Raw genomic sequence first — 15,937 nt, forward strand, 5'->3', positions numbered from 1 at the left:
CGGCTCAGCCTTTCACGAACAGGTCAATCCGCTGGCGGAACTCCGTGCCGTCGGCGGCTTTCGCGTCGAGATGCACCAGCCAGACGCCCGGCGCAAGATCGAGCTTCGTGGTGAAGATGCCGCCGACATAGTCGAAATCGGGCGTCATGTCATCGCGGACATGGGTGGTGCGCCCGACGAGCGCCTTGAACTCGGCCACCCTCGCGGGCAGCCCGTCCTCGTCGCGGATCACGAAGCTCAGCTTGCCGTCGGAATACTCCGGCGACACGGTCCAGCCAAGCGCATCCTGCGCCAGTTTCTCTTCGTTGAAGGTCTGCGAGGCGACATAGGAATTGTCGACCTCGAGGCCGGGGAACGTGCTGACGGCCTGCCACGCCATGACGAGGTTGACCGCGATGATCACCCCGAAGGAGGCCACCGCGATCATCAGCACTTTTCTTCCGGTCAGCGGTTTCGCCATCTCGGTCATTGTACCCTTCCGTTGAATACGGTCGTCTCCGACACGCGATCAGTATTGGTCATGTCCTCGATCCACATCGTCAGCTCGGTACGCTCGCTGGTGGCGATGGACGAACCGGGTTCGGCGACAATATAGACCCTTTGGGTCATGGTTTCATCTGCGGGCACCGTCACGGTGTTTCCGTCCTGACCTTCGAGCAACACGCTCAGCGTGCCCTGGTCGGCCGGGTCGGGCGCCTTGACGGAGACCTTGAACTCGGTCGCCTCGCCCGCCTTGTTGCGCAGCCGCAGCGTGTAGATGTTGCGGATCGCGCCCGAGGGCTCCACCACGAAGAGCGGATCGCGGTTCGGCGTCACGTTGAAGTCGATGGGCGAGCGCATGAACAGCGCGACCACCAGACCGATGCCGATCAGCGACCACATCGAGAAGTAGAGGATCGTGCGCGGGCGCATGATGTGCTTCCAGACATTGATGACCGGATTGCCCGAACGCTCGTTCGCCTCGTCCTTCAGCGCCATGTAGCCGATGAGGCCACGCGGCTTGCCGATCTTGTCCATCATCTCGTTGCAGGCATCGATGCACAGGCCGCAGGTGATGCATTCGAGCTGCTGGCCGTCGCGGATATCGATGCCCATCGGGCAGACGTTGAAGCAGGCCATGCAGTCGATGCAATCGCCCTGCGTCGGGTCGTGCTGGCCCTTCTTGAGCTTACCGCGCGGCTCACCGCGCCATTCGCGATAGGCGATGGTGATGGTGTCTTCATCCATCATCGCGGCCTGAATGCGCGGCCACGGGCAGGCGTAGATGCAGATCTGTTCGCGGGCGAAGCCGCCGAAGGCGAAAGTCGTGAGCGTCGCCACCGCGATCGTCGTATAGGCGATCGGCGAGGCAGTGCCGTGGAACAAATCGGACAGCAGCGTCGGCGCATCGGTGAAGTAGAACACCCAGGCGCCACCGGTCGCGACGCCGATCAGCAGCCAGAGCACCCATTTCGTGATCCGCTTGCGGAACTTCTCGGCGTTCCATTTCTGACGCAGCAGACGGATACGCGCGTTGCGGTCGCCCTCGACCCAACGCTCGACAAGGATGAACAGATCGGTCCAGACGGTCTGCGGGCAGGCATAGCCGCACCAGACGCGCCCCAGCGCCGAGGTGAACAGGAACAGGCCGAGGCCCGCCATGATCAGAAGGCCCGCGACGAAGTAGAATTCATGCGGCCAGATTTCGATCATGAAGAAGAAGAACCGGCGGTTCGCGAGGTCCAGAAGCACCGCCTGATCGGGCAGTTCCGGGCCACGATCCCAGCGAATCCACGGCGTGATATAATAGATGCCAAGCATCACCGCCATGAGCACCCATTTCAGATTGCGGAACTGGCCGTGCACACGGCGCGGAAAGATCGGCTCGCGGGCGGCGTAAAGCGGCGGGGGATCGACTGGTTCGGTGGAGCTCACGACTCTCTCCGTTCATATATTTCTCTGCGTCACAGGCTCTTCTGGTATGACACAGTCGTGAAGGCTTTGACCTGCGTCAAAAAGACAGGTTTGCCATACAGGAAATCTTCACTGGTTGGTATTTTTACTGGTCACCGGCATGCGCCGCTTGCTTGAAGAGCCAAGACATGAACTGGCGTAGCGCCGGTCGCCTCACGCCCGGTCGCGTAACCGTGTAATAGCCTTTTTCCTCACTGTCTTCAAACAGAAGCCGCAACCGTCCGGCCGCAATATCGCCTGCGACCCAGACCAAGGCGGTCACCGCCACCCCCTGCCCGCCGCGCGCTGCTTCGAGCAAAAGGTTCCCCGGCATCACGGTGAGGCTTCTGGCCTGATCCTGCGTGACGCCATGGCGCGCGAACCAGTCGGTCGACTCGGAGGTGCCGAGCTCCTGCAGCCACGGCAGGCCACGCAAATCCGCCGGACAGTCATACCGCCCCGCCCCCACCAGCGCAGGCGCCGCGACCACGACGATGGGCGAGCGCACCAGAAGCCGCGACTCGAGGCCGGGCCAGTCCCCCGATCCGTAGCGCAGCGCCATCTCGACCCCGCCCGGCGCAAGCGTGGAGACGGTCGCCGAAGGGTCGATGGTCAGACCGATCTCGGGATAGGCTTCGCGAAAATCCGGCAGCCGGGGCAGAAGCCACGCCGAGGCGAAGCTTGGCGTGGTGGAGATTTGCAGCGGACGGGAGTCGGCGGTGTCGCTCAGCGAAGCGACCGCTTCGGCAATCGTGCCGAAGCCGTCGCGCAGCGCCTGCGCGAGGCGGCGACCGTCGGGCGTCAGCGTAGGCCGCGGCCCCGACCGGTCGACGAGCGTCACGCCGAGCCGCTCTTCAAGCCCCCGCAATTGCTGACTGACGGCCGCATGCGACACGTTGAGCGCACGCCCCGCCTGAGCCACCGATCCGGAGTCGGAAAACGCCGAAAAGGCCCGCAGCGCGGTCAGGGAGGGAAGCGTTCGCCAATCCATATCCGTAACTTCACCTTACATAGCGGAAAGTTTCCTGAGTCGCATCTTCGCGCAAATAACGCATCCTGACCAGAGTTGACCCGCCTTCAGGAGATCAGACATGAAAGATAGAGTTACACCCGACACGCTGATGCTGTTCGCCCGCATGAACCTCCATCCGCCGCAAAGCAACTGGCCGCACCTGACGGACCCGATAGACTCGCGCAAGCGCCATCGCGCACCGCGTCCCTCGCTGCGCCAACGTTTGCGGGAGATGTGGAAATGATCGGGATCTGGGCGCAGAGCTTCACCATCGCCACGGGCCTCGATCAGCGCCCCGGCCTACCGGCGGCCCGCTCGCATCGGCGTTCACATCGGCGTGCAAAGACAAGCGCAGAGCTTGTTTTGCCCAAAGATGACCCCAAGATAGACGACAGGTAACCCTCGACAAACGAGAGGGCCCCGCAATGGGGGCCCTCTGAAATTGGGCACCGGCACCCCCAGGAAACGCGCGAACAGGACGGGGTGCCGGTGCGACCCGCCAGACCAAAGCCCCGCGGGATCTCTGTGCTTTCGACCGTTACTGGCCGCCGCCCAAGCTGTGAACGTAGGCCGCCACGGCGCGGATATCCGCTTCCGACAGACGCTCGTTCCAGTTCGGCATCACGCCATTGCGGGCGTTGTTGACCGTGTAGGTCAGCGTGTCGACGTCGCCGCCATAGAGCCAGACGGCATCGGTGAGGTTCGGCGCGCCCATCATGACGTCGCCCTTACCGTCTTCACCGTGACAGGCCGCGCAGTTGTCCACGAAGACGGTTTCGCCTTCGGTGGCCATTGCCTCGTCATGCTCCTGGCCCGAAATCTTGCGGACATATTGCACGACTTGGTCGATCTGCTCGGGCTCGAGGATCTCGTCACGCCCGAAGGCGGGCATTTCCGAGTAACGTGCCTCGCCATCCGGGTCCGTCTCGTTGCGGATGCCGTGCGTGACGGTGAAATGGATGTCCTCCATCGTGCCGCCCCACAGCCATGCGCTGTCGAGAAGGTTGGGATAGCCTAGGTTCGAGTTGCCGCCCGCACCCGCACCGTGGCACTGCGCGCACCAGGTCCGGAACACGGCCGCACCGGCGTTCTGGGTGTAGTTGTTCAGCTCGGGATCGCTCGAAATCTGGTCGAGATCGACCGAGACGAGCTTCTCCTGGATCGGCTTGTTCGCCGCGGCGAACTTGTCGATATCGGCCTGCACATTCGCGCGGGTCGACGAGCCCATGATCCCCGGCGTCGCGCCGGACTTGAAGATCGGCCATGCCGGCATCGCGATCGAGTAACCGATCCCCCAGATGATGCAGGCATAGAAGGTCCACAGCCACCATTTGGGCAGCGGATTGTTGTATTCCTCGATGCCGTCCCACTGGTGACCCGTGGTCTCGACCTCGTGCTTGTGCTTGCTTGGTCTCTTGCTCATGTTCTCCACGCCTCCTTACAACGTGGCGCCGTCAGTCCTTGGAGGACCGGCTTTCGCCGGCCTCCGAGGCATTGGCGGGTTTGTCTTCGTGCCGGAACGGGATCTCGGACGTATCTTCGTAGGTCTTGCGAGACCCGGGCCGGAAGACCCAAGCCACGACGCCCAGGAAGAAGACGAACATGAAGATCAGAAACCAGCTGTCCGCGAATTCCCTGAAGATGTGATAGTCCATTGATCAGCTCCCCTTACCGGCTGGCCACGGGTTCGAAGGTCGAGAAGTCGACCATGGTGCCGAGCACCTGCAGATAGGCGACGAGTGCGTCCATCTCGGAAATGCCCGGGCGACCGTCGAAATTACGGACGTTCGTCGCGTTGGGATAACGCTCCATCAGCCCGTCATAGTCGCTCATCGGATCGGCCTGAGCGGCAAAGTCCGCCTTGGCGTTCTCGATCATGTCCGAAGTGTAGGGCACGCCCACCATCGCATCGGTCGAGAGCCGCTCGTCGATATGCGCGGGATCGACCATGCGATTGAGCAGGAAGCCGTATTTCGGCATCACCGATTCCGGCACGACCGACTGCGGATTGGTCAAGTGATCCACATGCCAGGCGTCCGAGTAGCGGCCGCCGACGCGGGCGAGGTCGGGCCCCGTCCGCTTCGAGCCCCACTGGAACGGGTGGTCGTATTGCGACTCCGCTGCCAGCGAGTAATGGCCGTAACGCTCCACTTCGTCGCGCATCGGGCGGATCATCTGCGAGTGGCAGACATAGCAGCCCTCGCGGATGTAGATATCGCGCCCGGTGAGCTCCAGCGGCGTGTAAGGCCGCACCCCTTCGACGTCCTCGATGGTGTTTTCGAGGTAGAAGAGCGGTGCGATCTCCACGATGCCGCCGATCGTGACGACCAGGAAGGCGAAGATCAGCAGGAGCGTGGCGTTCTTTTCAAGAACACTGTGCTTGTCGAGAAGTCCCATCTGTTCCTCTCCTTATTCAGCCGGCACGGCGGCAACCGAACGCGATTCCACGCGCGGCTGACGAGCGACGGTCATCCACAGATTGTAGGCCATGATGATGCCACCCGTGAGGTAGAGCACACCGCCCAGACCACGGACCACGAACATCGGATGCATGGCGGCCACGGTGTCGGCGAAGGCGTTCACGAGGAAGCCCTGGCTGTCCACTTCGCGCCACATCAGGCCCTGCATGATCCCGGCGACCCACATCGAAGCGGCGTAGAGCACGATCCCGATGGTGGAGAGCCAGAAGTGCCAGCTGACCAGTTTCAGCGAATAGAGCCCTTCACGTGCCCACAGACGCGGCACGAGGAAGTAGAGCATGCCGAAGGTGATCATGCCGTTCCAGCCGAGCGCACCCGAGTGCACGTGACCGATCGTCCAGTCGGTGTAGTGCGACAGCGAGTTCACCGCCTTGATCGACATCATCGGGCCTTCGAAGGTCGACATGCCGTAGAAGCCGACCGACACCACCATCATGCGGATGATCGGATCGGTGCGCAGCTTGTCCCATGCGCCCGAGAGCGTCATCAGACCGTTGATCATGCCACCCCAGGAGGGCATCCACAGGATCACCGAGAAGGTCATGCCCAGCGTCGAGGCCCAGTCGGGCAGCGCCGTGTAGTGCAGGTGGTGCGGACCGGCCCAGATATACAGGAAGATCAGCGCCCAGAAGTGCACGATCGACAGCTTGTAGGAGTAGACCGGACGTTCAGCCTGCTTCGGCACGAAGTAATACATCATGCCCAGGAAGCCTGCGGTCAGGAAGAAGCCCACCGCGTTGTGGCCGTACCACCATTGCGTCATCGCGTCCTGCACGCCCGAGAAGACCTGAACCGACTTCGAACCGAAGAACGAGACCGGGATCGACAGGTTGTTCACGATATGCAGCATCGCGATGGTCACGATGAAGGACAGGTAGAACCAGTTGGCGACGTAGATATGGGGTTCCTTGCGCTTGAAGATCGTGCCGAGGAAGGCCAGCAGATAAGCGACCCAGACGATCGTCAGCCAGATGTCGACATACCATTCCGGCTCGGCATATTCCTTCGACTGCGTTGCGCCGAGGATGTAGCCGGTCGCAGCGAGCACGATGAACAGGTTATAGCCCCAGAACACGAACCAGCCGAGGCCGTTGCCACCGAACAGCCGCGCTGCCGAGGTGCGCTGCACCACGTAGAACGACGATGCGATCAGCGCGTTGCCACCGAAAGCGAAAATAACCGCCGACGTATGCAGCGGGCGCAGTTTGCCAAAGTTCAGATAGCCCTGTGCCCATTCGAAATTGAGCGCCGGATAGGCCAGCTGGAAGGCGATAATGACGGCGACCAGGAAGCCCACGACACCCCAGAAGGTCGTCGCGATCACCCCGGCGCGAACCACGCCGTCGAAATATTCGTTCTGAGCCACCGGCTGGCGGCTCCCCATGGTGCGAAGCACCCAGATGAATGCGATGGCCGCGGCCAGCATGACCTCGACAGCATTCACCTGATAGGCAAGATCGCGCGCGTAGCCGGCCGCAATGGCGGCCAGAACCGCCACAAGGCCAAGCGCGATCAGCTTGATATAATCCCACATTTTGTGCGTCCCTTCGTCTGGTCTGCCCCTGCGGCACCCTCGTAAACCGAGAATCCTCCTGGGCTTGACTGGAGTCCTTGTGGTCCGAGGGTATGCACGATGCCTTGATCTGCATCAAATGCTCGCGATCACAGTGCGCCATTCGGTCGCAGTTATGTGATATGACGAACACGTCCCTTGATCCGCGTCAAAGTGCGACCGATCTCTTCGGGTTAGGCTCTGGTCTCACATGCTTATCCGCTTTTGGCGCAAGGACAGGACCCATGGCTTACAAGACACTTCTCACGATCGTCACGGATCCCAAGGCGGCCGCGACGCAAATCGATACCGCCGTGGCCGTCGCCCGGCGGCGCGACGCCCATCTCGACGTGCTCTGCCTCGGTGTGGATCGCACGCAGACCGGCTATTACTACGCGGGCGCGACCGCTTTCGTGCAGCAAGAAACGATGGACCGCGCACAAGACGACGCGCGCAATGCCGAGATCGCGGTGCGCACGCGGCTCGAGGCCGAAGACATTCGTTGGGGCGTCGATGCGGTCGTCTCGCAAATTGGCGCGATGCCGACCGTTGTCGGACAACGCGCCCGCTTCGCCGATCTGGTCGTGATGGGCCGCCCCTATGGCGAGGGCCGCGGGCCGGAGATTGAGGCTGCGGTCGAAGCTGCGCTCTTCGAAGGTCAGGTGCCGGTCGCGATCGTGCCCGACGGCTATAATGGCGACATGCCCGCGAAGCGCGTTGTGATCGCGTGGAACCAGTCGCATGAATCGATGCGCGCCGTCCGCGCCGCCCTGCCCGTTCTGAAATCCGCCGATCTGGTCGATATCACCGTGATCGACCCGCCTGCGCATGGGCCCGAGCGCTCTGACCCCGGCGGCCAACTCAGCCAGATGCTCGCGCGTCACGGCGTGCATGCCGAGGTGTCGGTGCTAGCCAAGACGATGCCGCGCGTGTCGGACGTGCTCAACCGTCATGTCAGCGACAGCGAAGCCGATGCGGTGGTGATGGGGGCTTACGGCCATTCGCGCTTCCGCGAAGCGATCTTGGGCGGGGCGACGCGCCACATGCTCGAGATGGCCGAGGTTCCGGTGATCATGGCGCACTGAGCGCGCCACCTTTCTGAACGGATGACGGCGCCTCTCGGGGCGCCGTTTTCATGACCCGAGGTCGGTCTTTATGCCCTTCGCCTTGCCGAGCTTGCGGCAATAGCTGGCCCAGTCGCGGAAGTCCTGCGAGAAGGCCGCCATCTTGCCGCGCCCGCGCCAGTCGTCGAAGCTTTCACGCTGATGAACCGCGACCCAGCTGGCGGCATCTGCGCGCCCTTCGGCTTCGGCCTGCTTGATCGCAGCCCCACGCCAGATCATCCCGGCCCGGTCGAGCTTTTCCGCCCGCGCGGGGTCGGACATCATCGTGCCGACGCCGTGAAACAGGCCCGAGCATTGCGCCATACTCTGCGACAACGGCTGCGCCACACTCAGGCCTGGAGCGGCAACGAGGAAGAAACAAGTAAACAGGATACGCATAAGACCTTCCTCGATGCTGCCACCCCTTGTTTACCTAACGACAGTGCCGAAACCGGGGCAGAACCCGCACGAATTCGCGACCTTGTCGCGACATCCCTGCCCTGCGCGGAACTCCGGTCGCGCTGACGGGTTGGCTGGTTAAATAAAGACCGGAGCCCCCAATGACCCGCCATATCCTGCCCGCCCTTCTCGCTAGCCTCGCCCTGCTCGCCGCCTGTCAGGAGATGACGCCGAAACAAGACGGGGCGATGCCCAAGACGCTGCCGGAGGGCATGGTCGGGCGCTGGGGGCTGACGAAGGCCGATTGCGACAGCTCACGCGATGACAACAAGGGGCTGATGGTGGTGAAGCCGGACAGCCTGCAATTCTACGAGTCGCAGGCCAAGCTCACTGAGATCGACAGCGCGACCGACCGCGTGGTGCGGGCAACGTGGAAATTCACCGGCGAAGGGCAGAAATGGCAGCGCGACATCGTGCTGACCCTGTCGAGCACGGGCATCTACCTCTCGCGTCAGGATATCACGCGGGACTCGATGAAGCCCCTTACATATCGTCAGTGCGTGTCCCCCTGAGCGGACGGATGCTCAGATGAGGAAACCGCCGTCGCTGTCATCACCTGCTTCCAGCAGCAGCCGATCCATATCCGGCACGGTGACATGGCGCTTGCCCTGCAGCTCGATTACCCCGTCGCGTTTCAGCGCGGACATCTGGCGGCTCACCGTCTCGAGCGTCAGCCCGAGGTAATCGGCCATCGCCTCGCGCGTCAGCGGCAGATCGAACACCATCTGCCGGGCGCTGGGGCTCATGTTGATCGACGCATCGCGCCGCGCCACGATCGACAGCAGCGAGGCGATCTTCTCGCGCGCGGTCTTGCGGCCCAGAAGCAGCATCCATTCGCGCGCCGCGTCCAGTTCGTCGAGCGTCATCTGCAACAGGCGCTGCGCGATATGGGGCGTGCGCTCCATCATCTCCTCGAAGGGCTTGCGGCGGAAGCAGCACATCAGAATGTCGGTGGTCGCGGTCACGTTATAGGCGGCGCGGTTGCGCCCGGGACGGCCCACGAAATCCGAGGGCAGCAAAAGGCCAACCATCTGCGTGCGCCCGTCCTCGAGAGTCTGCGTCAGGGTCGCGATACCCGAGACGACCGAGGCCACGAAATCCATCTGGTCGCCGGCCCAGATAATCGTCTGGCCTGCCTCGAAACTCCGGTAATATTTGATCTTCTCAAGCTGTTCGAGCTCGTCTGCATCGCATCGTGCGCACACGGCGCGATGTTGGATCGGGCAGTCTCCGCAGGCGAGCGAAGCAGGCTGAACGTCATCATGTGCCATGTGGATATTGCTTGATCTGGGTCAAATTCTGTTGCGCGTCTTACATCTAAAGATACGCCTATGGAACAGGAATCGCAACTGACCCGGCTCGGGCTCTTCGACGCACGGGTGCCCCGCTACACAAGCTACCCCACCGCCCCCCATTTCGCGGGCGATGTCGGGCCAATGGAATTCGCGCACTGGATCGAAGCGATCCCCGAAGGTGCGTCGATCTCCCTTTATATGCACGTGCCGTTTTGTCGCCGGCTGTGCTGGTTCTGCGCCTGCCGAACGCAAGGCACGCAGAGCGAAGAACCGGTGCGCGCCTATGCCGAGACGCTGCTGGCCGAACTGCGTCTATTCAAGGAACGCTTGGCGCCCGGCGTCACTCTGTCGCGGCTGCATTGGGGCGGCGGCACGCCGACGCTGATGCCCGGAGACATGATGCGTCGCCTCGCCGATGCGGTGTTCGACGCGGTGCCGATGGGCGAAGGCGCAGAATTCTCGGTCGAGATCGACCCGAATGAGATCGACGCCGAGCGCATCGACGCGCTGGTGGAATCCGGAATGAACCGCGCCTCGATCGGGGTGCAGGATTTCGACCCGCAAATCCAAGGCGTTATCGGGCGCGATCAGAGCTACGAGATCACCAAGGCCGCGGTCGACATGATTCGCGAACGCGATGTCGCGAGCCTCAACGCAGATATTCTCTACGGGCTGCCGCACCAGACGCCGACGAAGATCGCGGACTCGGTGCAGAAGCTGCTGTCTCTCGGCCCCGACCGGGTGGCGCTTTACGGCTACGCGCATGTGCCGTGGATGGCGCGACGCCAGACCATGATCCCGTCGGATCACCTGCCCACCCCGCAGGAACGCCTGAAGCTGTTCGAAGTGGCGCGCGAATTGTTCGTGGCCGACGGCTATGACGAGATCGGCATCGACCATTTCGCCCTACCGACGGACGGCCTCTCGATCGCGCAGAGGGCCGGCAAGCTGCGGCGCAATTTCCAAGGCTATACCGACGATCAGGCCGAAGCGCTGGTCGGGCTCGGCGCTTCGTCGATCTCGCGCTTCCCGCAGGGCTACGCGCAGAACGCACCCGCCACCTCAGCCCATACCGCGGCGATCCGGGCGGATCGGTTCTCGACCTCGCGCGGGCACCGCTTCACCGCGGATGACAAGATGCGCGCGCGGCTGATCGAGGCGCTGATGTGTGATTTCGAAGTGAGCGCAGCGGAACTGGTGCAGGACTTCGGCGCCGATCCGGAAGAGCTGTCCGCGCTGTTCGCCACCTGCGCCGAGCATTTCGGCGACATGGTTCAGGTGAGCGCGGAGGGGCTGCGCATTCCGGTCAAGGCACGCCCTTTGACCCGGATGATCGCGCGCCATTTCGATGCCTATGATCTGTCGAAAGCCGGGCACAGCTCGGCGATCTGATCGAAGGGAAGAGGGACGGGAGAGGGGTCGCCGCGCGCGGCCCCTTTTCTTTTGCGCGGGGTCATCCGGCGACGCCCCGGCCGCGTATCGCCCTGCATGAAGATGCGCCGCAAATCCGATCTGCCGACGAAGCTCTGTGCCAGCTGTGGCCGCCCCTTCGCGTGGCGCAAGAAATGGGCCCGGGATTGGGAGAGCGTGCGCTTCTGCTCGGAACGCTGCCGGAGATCAGCAAAGACCGAACCGCCGAGGCGAAATCGCGGCGATTGATTTATCATACCACATAGTATATTAATTCCGCATGACCGCTACGCCAGCCCCATCGCGCCGTGGCCGCCCGCGCCGCAAACCGGAAGATCAGGACGCCCGAAAGGCGCTGATCCAGGCGGGGTTGGCGCAACTGACCGAGCGCGGCTACGCGAGCGTCGCCCTCGACGAGATCACCGCCGCCGCCGGTGTCACCAAGGGCAGTTTCTACCATTACTTCCCGACGAAAGCGGCCTTCGGCGCGGCCCTGATCGACGCCTATGGCAGCTATTTCGAAGACAAGCTCCGCCGCGCTTTCGACCGCACGGACCTTACCCCCCTCGCCCGGCTCACCGCCTTCACCGAAGAGGCCGAGGCGGGCATGGCGCGGTTCGATTTTCGCCGTGGCTGCCTGATCGGCAATCTCGGTCAGGAGATGGGCAGCCTGCCCGAGGCGTTCCGCACCCGCCTAATCGCGGTCTTCGAGCGCTGGCAAAGCCTCACCGCGACTTGCCTACGTGACGCGCAAGCGGCAGGCGAGATCGGCCCCGATCATGACCCCGACGCCCTCGCAGAACTGTTCTGGACCGGCTGGGAAGGCGCGGTCCTGCGCACCAAACTTCAACGCAACCCCGAGCTGCTGCGCCGTTTTACCGACGGCTTCCTGCGGCTCGCCCGAAGCTGAAAGGATACCCCATGGTCAAAGCCATTCTGATCGAGAAACCCGAAGAGACCCAGAGCGCCGCGCTCAAGGAAATCGACCTGCCCGATCTGGCCGAGGGCCAAGTGGCCGTCGACGTCGCCTACTCGACGATGAACTACAAGGATGCACTGGCGATCACCGGCGCGGGCCCCGTGGTGCGCAGCTTCCCGATGGTGCCCGGCATCGACTGCTCGGGCATCGTCGCCAACAGCAAGCATCCCGATTTCGCCAAGGGCGACCGGGTCGTGCTCAACGGCTGGGGCGTGGGCGAGAAACACTGGGGCGGGCTGGCCGAGCGCGCCCATCTGAAAGGCGACTGGTTGGTGAAACTGCCCGACGGAATCTCCTTGCGTCAGGCGATGGCGATCGGCACCGCGGGCTACACGGCGATGCTTTGCGTAATGGCGCTCGAGGCGCATCGCGTGACGCCCGAGAGCGGCGAGGTCGTCGTGACCGGCGCGACCGGCGGCGTGGGCAGCGTGGCGACCGCGCTTCTGGGCAAGCTGGGCTATACCGTCGCGGCCGTCACCGGACGCCCCGAAGAGGAAGACTACCTCAAGGGCCTCGGCGCTTCCTCGATCGTTCCGCGCGAGGATGTCTCGGGCAAGCCGCGCCCGCTGAACAAGGAACGCTGGGCCGGGGCTGTCGATGTGGTCGGCGGCGAAGTCCTCGCCAATGTCCTGTCGATGATGACCTATCGCGGCACCGTTGCGGCCTGCGGTCTGGCGGGCTCGATGAACCTGCCGACATCCGTGGCCCCCTTCATCCTGCGCGGCGTGACGCTCGCAGGCGTCGACAGCGTGATGTGCCCGGTTGCGGACCGCGTCGAGGCATGGCGTCGCCTGGCCGCCGATCTCGACATGGACAAGCTCGCCGCGATGGAGACCGAAGTCGCACTGGAAGACGTGATTGCAACCGCGCCGAAATTCCTCGATGGAAAGGTGCGCGGGCGGATCGTCGTTCCGGTCGCACCTGACCTCGGCTGATTACGGTAGATAATGCTGTCTTTTCTGATCCTCGCGCTCGCCGGCCTCGCGGCGGGCGCTTTGAATGCGGTCGCGGGCGGCGGGACGTTCCTGTCCTTCCCCGCGCTTGTCTGGACCGGCGTGCCGCCGATCACCGCGAATGCGACCGCGACGCTGGCGGCCCTGCCCGGCTATCTGTCGAGCGCATGGGCCTTCCGCCACGAGCTGCGCCATAAGGGGCCGATGGCGCTGCGCACGATCCTGATCGCGGCCGTCGCCGGCGGTTTTCTCGGCGCGCTGCTGCTGCTGATCACCCCTGAGAAGCTGTTCGCAGGCGTGGTGCCGTGGCTGTTGCTGCTGGCGACGGCGGCCTTCGCTTTCGGGCCGTTGCTGCTGAAGGCGCTGCAACGCTCGGGCCACACGATGGGCGCGGTTTCGGCGTTCGCTCTGCTGATGGCCGTGACGATTTACGGCGGCTATTTCAACGGCGGCCTCGGGATCATACTGCTCGCCGCGCTCGGCCTGATCGGCTTCACCGATCTGCACGCGATGAACGGGTTGAAGAACCTCGTCTCGGCGGTGCTGTCGCTGGTGTCGGTCGTGACCTATGCGGTGGCCGGGCTGATCGACTGGCAGGCGGTGCTGGTGCTGGGCATCGCGAGCGCCATCGGCGGCTATCTCGGCGCGCATCTGTCGAAGCGGATCACCAACATGGCGCTGCTGCGCGGCTTCATCATCGCGGTCGGGCTGGTGATGGCGGCGGTCTTCTTTGCACGCGGCTAACCCAGCCAGAGCGCCGAGCCGAACATCTTGCGCAACAGCCCCGTCTGGCCGCTGACACCCGCGCGGGCGTAGATCTGCTTCGAGGTCGAGCGCGCGGTCTCCAGCGTCCAGCCCAGCCGCTCGGCCGCGTCGCGCAGGCTCGCCCCGTCGCACAGAAGCGCCGCAAGCCGCGCCTCGGAGCGGTTGAGATCGAGCGCGCCCGCGATCCGCGCGACTGGCAAAGCTTCGGCCCGCGGCATGTCGCGCAGATGACCGATCAGTGCGGGACTGCCCCGCCATTGTCCCGGCGCAAGACAGAGAACACCCCGGCCCTCAGGTCCCAGTGGAATCGGCCGGACGACCTCCCGCCCCTCTCCAAGTGCAGCAAGGTTCTGACGAAAGCGCAGCGCGGCGTCGGGATCGGCGAATTCCGGGCGTGCGCCCATGCGCAGCCGCAACCAGCCTTGCGCATCGAACTCCGCCGCCACGCGCGGGTCGAATGCGAGCACCGTGCCCGCAGGCGTCAGCACCACCCAGCCAGCGCCGAGCGCTTCGGCAGCCTCAGTATCACGCGCAGCACGGGCCCGCTCGCCACCGAGCGCCTCGCGGATCATCATTGCCTGCCCCAGATGCGGCGCAAGCGTCGAGAGCGCCAGCGCCTCGGCCGCGCGGAAATCCCGATGCGGACGCGCGATCATCAACACAGCCTGTCCCGCCGCCCCCGCCGCAACTTTCAGCGCGCGGAGCGGCCCGGGCCACTCGATATCGCCCGGCAGATCGATCTGCGAATAGACGCGGTCCAGACGCATCGGGTGCAGGCGCGCGGCATCGGGCAAAGCAATCCTGCCAACCTGCCAGCCCGCGCCCTCCCCCTCGTTCGCGAGAATCTGCACCGCCGCGCCCTCGGCATGGGCAGCCTCACATAGCCGCTCGAGAAAGCGCACCCAGCCAGCTTTCCCCGCCTCACTCGCCGCCGCGAAGAGCGCGTTGATCAACAGTGTGTTTTCGGACTGACCCAACATAAGCCGTATTTACCCCCCATTTGGGGGGTTATCCAGCAAAACCCGACGCCTATATCTTGGAAAACCGCGTTCAGACAGAGACCTCCCTCATGAACAAGACCCTGACTCACCTGCAGCGGCTCGAAGCCGAGAGCATTCACATCCTGCGCGAAGTCGTGGCCGAAGCCGATAATCCGGTCATGCTCTATTCCGTCGGCAAAGACAGCGCGGTGATGCTGCATCTCGCGAAAAAGGCCTTCTACCCGTCGCCGCCGCCCTTCCCGCTGATGCATGTCGACACGACGTGGAAATTCCAGGCGATGTACAATCTGCGCGACAAGGCCGCGAAGGATGCGGGGATGGAACTGATCGTGCACCAGAACCCCGAGGCGAAGGCCAAGGGGATCAACCCGTTCGATCACGGCTCGCTGCATACCGACATGTGGAAAACGGAAGGTCTGAAACAGGCGCTGGACAAGCACGGCTTCGACGTGGCCTTCGGCGGCGCACGCCGCGACGAGGAGAAATCCCGCGCGAAAGAGCGTGTCTTCTCGTTCCGCTCGGCCAATCACCGCTGGGATCCGAAAAACCAGCGCCCCGAGCTTTGGCGCCTCTACAACGCCAAGAAGGCCAAGGGCGAGAGCGTTCGCGTCTTCCCGATCTCGAACTGGACCGAGCTAGACATCTGGCAATACATCCACCTCGAAGGGATCGAGATCGTCCCCCTCTATTTCTCGGCCCCGCGCCCGACGGTGGAACGCGACGGGCTGATCCTGATGGTCGATGACGACCGCTTCCCGCTACGTGACGGCGAGGAGCCGAAGATGCGCTCGGTGCGCTTCCGCACGCTGGGCTGCTACCCGCTGACCGGCGCCGTCGAGAGCGAGGCACAGACCCTTCCGGAAGTCATTCAGGAAATGCTGCTGACCACCACCTCCGAGCGTCAGGGCCGCGCGATCGACCACGATCAGAGCGCCTCGATGGAGAAGAAAAAGCAGGAAGGCTACTTCTGAGCCTTCCTCTCCCGAGCCGCACGCG

The 15,937-nt window shown here is 63.8% G+C and carries 19 protein-coding genes; 9 read left to right on the plus strand and 10 right to left on the minus strand.

Going from position 1 to position 15,937, the window contains the following annotated elements:
- Positions 1–4: 4 nt before the first annotated feature.
- From BMI86_RS14210 to BMI86_RS14220, 3 genes are all read right to left on the minus strand, one after another.
- Positions 5–469 (minus strand): FixH family protein, encoded by a 465-nt coding sequence (locus tag BMI86_RS14210; protein ID WP_306461387.1) that lies wholly within the window; start codon positions 467–469, stop codon positions 5–7.
- A complete protein-coding gene (gene ccoG / locus BMI86_RS14215; protein ID WP_078541977.1) occupies positions 466–1,914 on the minus strand; it encodes a cytochrome c oxidase accessory protein CcoG in 1,449 nt (482 codons plus the stop codon). The genes BMI86_RS14210 and ccoG overlap by 4 nt, the downstream gene beginning before the upstream one ends.
- 124 nt (positions 1,915–2,038) lie before the next feature.
- Positions 2,039–2,923 carry a LysR family transcriptional regulator gene (locus tag BMI86_RS14220; protein ID WP_078541978.1) on the minus strand — a complete coding sequence of 295 codons (885 nt, stop codon included), beginning with the start codon at positions 2,921–2,923 and terminating at the stop codon, positions 2,039–2,041.
- Between the two features lie 100 nt (positions 2,924–3,023).
- Here BMI86_RS14220 and BMI86_RS21280 point away from each other — a divergent pair, with 100 nt between their 5' ends.
- Positions 3,024–3,188 (plus strand): hypothetical protein, encoded by a 165-nt coding sequence (locus BMI86_RS21280; RefSeq protein ID WP_168173860.1) that lies wholly within the window; start codon positions 3,024–3,026, stop codon positions 3,186–3,188.
- A gap of 294 nt (positions 3,189–3,482) precedes the next feature.
- Here BMI86_RS21280 and ccoP read toward each other — a convergent pair whose 3' ends face one another.
- The 4 genes from ccoP to ccoN are packed head-to-tail and all read right to left on the minus strand — an operon-like array spanning position 3,483 to position 6,958.
- The gene (gene ccoP, locus BMI86_RS14225) at positions 3,483–4,367 is read right to left on the minus strand and encodes a cytochrome-c oxidase, cbb3-type subunit III (protein ID WP_078541979.1); all 885 of its coding nucleotides are present in this window, start codon (positions 4,365–4,367) and stop codon (positions 3,483–3,485) included.
- A 31-nt stretch (positions 4,368–4,398) separates the two neighbouring features.
- On the minus strand, positions 4,399–4,599 hold the full coding sequence (locus BMI86_RS14230) for a cbb3-type cytochrome c oxidase subunit 3 (RefSeq protein WP_078541980.1): 201 nt from the start codon (positions 4,597–4,599) through the stop codon (positions 4,399–4,401).
- A gap of 13 nt (positions 4,600–4,612) precedes the next feature.
- Positions 4,613–5,341: a cytochrome-c oxidase, cbb3-type subunit II gene (gene ccoO, locus BMI86_RS14235; protein WP_078520405.1), complete on the minus strand. Its 729-nt coding sequence runs from the start codon at positions 5,339–5,341 to the stop codon at positions 4,613–4,615.
- 12 nt (positions 5,342–5,353) lie between these two features.
- Positions 5,354–6,958, minus strand: a complete 1,605-nt coding sequence (gene ccoN / locus BMI86_RS14240) for a cytochrome-c oxidase, cbb3-type subunit I (protein ID WP_078520406.1) — start codon at positions 6,956–6,958, stop codon at positions 5,354–5,356.
- A 263-nt stretch (positions 6,959–7,221) separates the two neighbouring features.
- Between ccoN and BMI86_RS14245 the strand changes: the two genes are divergently transcribed.
- A complete protein-coding gene (locus BMI86_RS14245; RefSeq protein ID WP_078541981.1) occupies positions 7,222–8,061 on the plus strand; it encodes a universal stress protein in 840 nt (279 codons plus the stop codon).
- A 48-nt stretch (positions 8,062–8,109) separates the two neighbouring features.
- Here BMI86_RS14245 and BMI86_RS14250 read toward each other — a convergent pair whose 3' ends face one another.
- On the minus strand, positions 8,110–8,415 hold the full coding sequence (locus BMI86_RS14250) for a hypothetical protein (RefSeq protein WP_168173861.1): 306 nt from the start codon (positions 8,413–8,415) through the stop codon (positions 8,110–8,112).
- A gap of 224 nt (positions 8,416–8,639) precedes the next feature.
- Here BMI86_RS14250 and BMI86_RS14255 point away from each other — a divergent pair, with 224 nt between their 5' ends.
- Positions 8,640–9,050: a hypothetical protein gene (locus tag BMI86_RS14255; protein ID WP_078541983.1), complete on the plus strand. Its 411-nt coding sequence runs from the start codon at positions 8,640–8,642 to the stop codon at positions 9,048–9,050.
- Between the two features lie 12 nt (positions 9,051–9,062).
- Here BMI86_RS14255 and BMI86_RS14260 read toward each other — a convergent pair whose 3' ends face one another.
- A complete protein-coding gene (locus tag BMI86_RS14260; RefSeq protein WP_078541984.1) occupies positions 9,063–9,809 on the minus strand; it encodes a transcriptional regulator FnrL in 747 nt (248 codons plus the stop codon).
- Positions 9,810–9,869: 60 nt separating this feature from the next.
- Between BMI86_RS14260 and hemN the strand changes: the two genes are divergently transcribed.
- From hemN to BMI86_RS14285, 5 genes are all read left to right on the plus strand, one after another.
- Positions 9,870–11,225: an oxygen-independent coproporphyrinogen III oxidase gene (gene hemN, locus BMI86_RS14265; RefSeq protein WP_078541985.1), complete on the plus strand. Its 1,356-nt coding sequence runs from the start codon at positions 9,870–9,872 to the stop codon at positions 11,223–11,225.
- A 96-nt stretch (positions 11,226–11,321) separates the two neighbouring features.
- On the plus strand, positions 11,322–11,492 hold the full coding sequence (locus tag BMI86_RS14270) for a DUF2256 domain-containing protein (RefSeq protein WP_078541986.1): 171 nt from the start codon (positions 11,322–11,324) through the stop codon (positions 11,490–11,492).
- A 31-nt stretch (positions 11,493–11,523) separates the two neighbouring features.
- Complete coding sequence (locus tag BMI86_RS14275; protein WP_078541987.1) at positions 11,524–12,153, plus strand: TetR/AcrR family transcriptional regulator; 630 nt, start codon at positions 11,524–11,526, stop codon at positions 12,151–12,153.
- Between the two features lie 11 nt (positions 12,154–12,164).
- Positions 12,165–13,157: an MDR family oxidoreductase gene (locus BMI86_RS14280; protein ID WP_078541988.1), complete on the plus strand. Its 993-nt coding sequence runs from the start codon at positions 12,165–12,167 to the stop codon at positions 13,155–13,157.
- 12 nt (positions 13,158–13,169) lie between these two features.
- On the plus strand, positions 13,170–13,919 hold the full coding sequence (locus tag BMI86_RS14285) for a sulfite exporter TauE/SafE family protein (RefSeq protein ID WP_078541989.1): 750 nt from the start codon (positions 13,170–13,172) through the stop codon (positions 13,917–13,919).
- Here BMI86_RS14285 and BMI86_RS14290 read toward each other — a convergent pair.
- The gene (locus BMI86_RS14290) at positions 13,916–14,920 is read right to left on the minus strand and encodes a hypothetical protein (RefSeq protein WP_078520415.1); all 1,005 of its coding nucleotides are present in this window, start codon (positions 14,918–14,920) and stop codon (positions 13,916–13,918) included. The genes BMI86_RS14285 and BMI86_RS14290 overlap by 4 nt on opposite strands.
- A gap of 56 nt (positions 14,921–14,976) precedes the next feature.
- Here BMI86_RS14290 and cysD point away from each other — a divergent pair, with 56 nt between their 5' ends.
- Positions 14,977–15,912 (plus strand): sulfate adenylyltransferase subunit CysD, encoded by a 936-nt coding sequence (gene cysD, locus BMI86_RS14295; protein ID WP_256365665.1) that lies wholly within the window; start codon positions 14,977–14,979, stop codon positions 15,910–15,912.
- Positions 15,913–15,937 lie beyond the last annotated feature (25 nt).

It is taken from the genome of Thioclava sp. DLFJ5-1 (assembly GCF_002020115.1).
Taxonomy (GTDB): domain Bacteria; phylum Pseudomonadota; class Alphaproteobacteria; order Rhodobacterales; family Rhodobacteraceae; genus Thioclava; species Thioclava sediminum.

Coding starts and splice junctions, on each gene's coding strand:
- BMI86_RS14210 (WP_306461387.1), bottom strand. CDS start 469: ATGACCGAGATGGCGAAACCGCTGACCGGAAGAAAAGTGCTGATGATC.
- BMI86_RS14220 (WP_078541978.1), bottom strand. CDS start 2,923: ATGGATTGGCGAACGCTTCCCTCCCTGACCGCGCTGCGGGCCTTTTCG.
- BMI86_RS21280 (WP_168173860.1), top strand. CDS start 3,024: ATGAAAGATAGAGTTACACCCGACACGCTGATGCTGTTCGCCCGCATG.
- ccoP (WP_078541979.1), bottom strand. CDS start 4,367: ATGAGCAAGAGACCAAGCAAGCACAAGCACGAGGTCGAGACCACGGGT.
- BMI86_RS14230 (WP_078541980.1), bottom strand. CDS start 4,599: ATGGACTATCACATCTTCAGGGAATTCGCGGACAGCTGGTTTCTGATC.
- ccoO (WP_078520405.1), bottom strand. CDS start 5,341: ATGGGACTTCTCGACAAGCACAGTGTTCTTGAAAAGAACGCCACGCTC.
- ccoN (WP_078520406.1), bottom strand. CDS start 6,958: ATGTGGGATTATATCAAGCTGATCGCGCTTGGCCTTGTGGCGGTTCTG.
- BMI86_RS14245 (WP_078541981.1), top strand. CDS start 7,222: ATGGCTTACAAGACACTTCTCACGATCGTCACGGATCCCAAGGCGGCC.
- BMI86_RS14255 (WP_078541983.1), top strand. CDS start 8,640: ATGACCCGCCATATCCTGCCCGCCCTTCTCGCTAGCCTCGCCCTGCTC.
- BMI86_RS14260 (WP_078541984.1), bottom strand. CDS start 9,809: ATGGCACATGATGACGTTCAGCCTGCTTCGCTCGCCTGCGGAGACTGC.
- hemN (WP_078541985.1), top strand. CDS start 9,870: ATGGAACAGGAATCGCAACTGACCCGGCTCGGGCTCTTCGACGCACGG.
- BMI86_RS14270 (WP_078541986.1), top strand. CDS start 11,322: ATGAAGATGCGCCGCAAATCCGATCTGCCGACGAAGCTCTGTGCCAGC.
- BMI86_RS14275 (WP_078541987.1), top strand. CDS start 11,524: ATGACCGCTACGCCAGCCCCATCGCGCCGTGGCCGCCCGCGCCGCAAA.
- BMI86_RS14280 (WP_078541988.1), top strand. CDS start 12,165: ATGGTCAAAGCCATTCTGATCGAGAAACCCGAAGAGACCCAGAGCGCC.
- BMI86_RS14285 (WP_078541989.1), top strand. CDS start 13,170: ATGCTGTCTTTTCTGATCCTCGCGCTCGCCGGCCTCGCGGCGGGCGCT.
- BMI86_RS14290 (WP_078520415.1), bottom strand. CDS start 14,920: ATGTTGGGTCAGTCCGAAAACACACTGTTGATCAACGCGCTCTTCGCG.